The sequence below is a fragment of the Prauserella flavalba genome, from assembly GCF_003202235.1.
Lineage (GTDB): Bacteria > Actinomycetota > Actinomycetes > Mycobacteriales > Pseudonocardiaceae > Prauserella_A > Prauserella_A flavalba.
Genome location: NZ_MASU01000038.1, coordinates 1 through 2,324, shown reverse-complemented (window position 1 = coordinate 2,324; position 2,324 = coordinate 1). Strand labels below are relative to the sequence as shown.

At 68.1% G+C, this 2,324-nt stretch carries 3 protein-coding genes; 2 read left to right on the top strand and 1 reads right to left on the bottom strand.

Annotated elements, in window-relative coordinates:
• The first annotated feature begins 93 nt into the window (after positions 1-93).
• Both BA062_RS39435 and BA062_RS39430 read left to right on the top strand, forming a co-directional pair.
• Positions 94-489 (top strand): hypothetical protein, encoded by a 396-nt coding sequence (locus BA062_RS39435; RefSeq protein WP_110344216.1) that lies wholly within the window; start codon positions 94-96, stop codon positions 487-489.
• A 430-nt stretch (positions 490-919) separates the two neighbouring features.
• Positions 920-1,315, top strand: a complete 396-nt coding sequence (locus BA062_RS39430) for a hypothetical protein (RefSeq protein ID WP_168214229.1) — start codon at positions 920-922, stop codon at positions 1,313-1,315.
• Here the strand turns inward: BA062_RS39430 and BA062_RS39425 are convergent.
• Complete coding sequence (locus BA062_RS39425) at positions 1,312-2,247, bottom strand: tyrosine-type recombinase/integrase (RefSeq protein ID WP_110344214.1); 936 nt, start codon at positions 2,245-2,247, stop codon at positions 1,312-1,314. The genes BA062_RS39430 and BA062_RS39425 overlap by 4 nt on opposite strands.
• Between the last annotated feature and the right edge of the window lie 77 nt (positions 2,248-2,324).

Here is a 2,324-nt window from a genome sequence, read left to right as displayed (position 1 = left end):
TAGCGTTAGGTTGCGTTAAGCTTCGTTCCCGACCGCTGCGACAGGACGGGGGCACCCATGGCTAGTGCCGACCGAGCACGGCTGGACGAAGTCATGAACCTCGCGCGCGCCCGGATGGGCAAGAGGTGGGAGGAGATCGCCGACGCGGCCGGCATCTCGTCCGCGCTCCTGCGCAACATCCGCAAGGACCGCGCACCGCTGACGCTCGATAGCAAGCTCGCCATCGAGCGCGCCTACGACTGGCCGGACGGCACCGTCGACGCAATCCTGCGAAACGACGTCGGGGTGATCCGGCAGCTGAAGGAGCCGCCGGCGCGCCGGGCGGCACCTGCCGATGACGACCTGTACGCGCGTGTGCTCCGCGACGAGGTCGAGGAAGCGATGATGGCGATCGATGAGGAGCCCGAGGAGAAGCGGTGGCGCTTCATTTTCGCTCGCCGCGAACGCGAGGCGCGAAAAATGAAACGGCGATTGCGCCGAACGAGCTAATTCTGTATCGGATTCGGCACGGAGCGTCAAAACCTCACAGACACGCGCGATTACGTAGCATGTGTCAACCATTCTCATAGCGGCCGGGACAACCTTGGTCGCATCAGCCCTCACAGCCGCGGCCGTCCTCGTCAACCGACGAGTGCGCCGCCGCGCGGCGGCACGCCGACTACTGGAGGAGCTCTCCGCGCTCCCCATCCCGCACCACCCACGCCGTAACCACCTGCGTGTCGTGCCCGACGCGCCACCCGGCCCCGACCTCGCGAAACCCGGGCACCCTCGCCGCGGCACCTCGGCCGTACGGGCGGGCATCGCCGCGGCTGCCGTCACGGTTCTCGCCTTCACCGCGATCGGAGCGGCATTGGGTTCGCGGCAAGCGTCCGACGACCAGGAACCCCCACCGCCTTCCGCAAGACGCCCACCGCAGACCGTGTCCACCGTGATCGAAACCCGGACCGCCCGGGTCCCGCGCCCCGACACGATGGCTGAGCCGGACGCCGCCAGCGTGGTGAGCGACCGCACGGCGCCCTCCACCCCTGTCCTCGTCGACGGGACGACGGACAACCCACCAGCGCGAGCACCAGACGGGCCGGGGACGAGCGTCCGGGCACCGACCACCACGCCCGAAGCGCCCGGCACCAACACGCCACCGGTTGAGCTCGCCCCCACCGAGGAACGGCCCGACCCGCCAGCCGATCAACCCGATGATCCCGCCCAGGAAACACCGGCCGATGACCTGGGCGCGCGACCGAAGGCCCCGGCGCTGAACGTGTTCGTCGCCGAGCTGCTCGCGCTCGTCAGGGACGTCACACCGCAAGCCGTCTAAAACCGGTCGCCGAGCGCGGCCCGCTTGTGTGCCTCGCGGGCCCGCTCATCGGCGGCCGAGGCGGCATACCGGCCGAGCATCGTGCGGGAGCGCCAGCCCATCAACCGCATCAGGTCGTTCTCCTGGCCGCCGTTCGCCAGCCAGGTGTGTGCGAAGAAGTGCCGGAACAGGTGCGGGTGCACGCCGTCCGGCAATGTGGCATCGTCGGCACGCCGCTCCAGCATCTGGCGTATGCCACCCGGGGTGAGTGGACCCCGGCCGCGTGTGGCCAGCCAAAGGGCCGTGTACCGGTCCGCACGTGGCTCTTTGGCGCGCGCACGGCGGTAACGGCGGAGCGCGTCGGAGGTCTTCGTGCCGAACGGCAACACTTTGTCGCTGCCGCCCTTGAGTACAACGCGGACGGTATCGGTGTCGAAGTCGAGGTCGTCGAGCTGAATGCCGGCCATGCCCGACACTCGCACACCGACATCGAGGAACAGCCGAATGATCGCGGTGTCGCGCAGTTGCTCGAACGTGCGGCCTTGACACGTCGCGAGGAGCGCCTTGATCGCGTTGTCGGGCAGCACGGGCACGGGCTGCTCGGGTACGTGCGGCGGACTCATCTTGTGGAAGGGGTTGTCGGTGATCTCGTCTTCTGCTTCGAGCCATCCCCAGAACTGTTGCAGCGAGCGGTATTGCGTCGAGACGTACGACGGCTTGACCTTCTCGCCCTCGCGACCGTTGCGGCGGGTGCGGCGGTTCCCGAGTTCGACGACGTAGGTCTCCAGGACGGCGCGATCGATCTCGGCCGGGTCGAGGGGGTGCCCGTTCTCCTCCAGCCACGCGGTGAGGTAGCGCACATGGCGCAGATACAAGTCGGTGGTGTTGTCGGACTTTCCAGCGGCGCGGAGGGACCGGCTCCAGTCATCGGCGAGGGCAGAGATCGGCGACATGCGGCGAATCGTACGTCGCCAATCTCTTGCTCTACAAGCGCTGTGCTTGCTACGGTTTCAGCGTTTCCGCTGGTAGC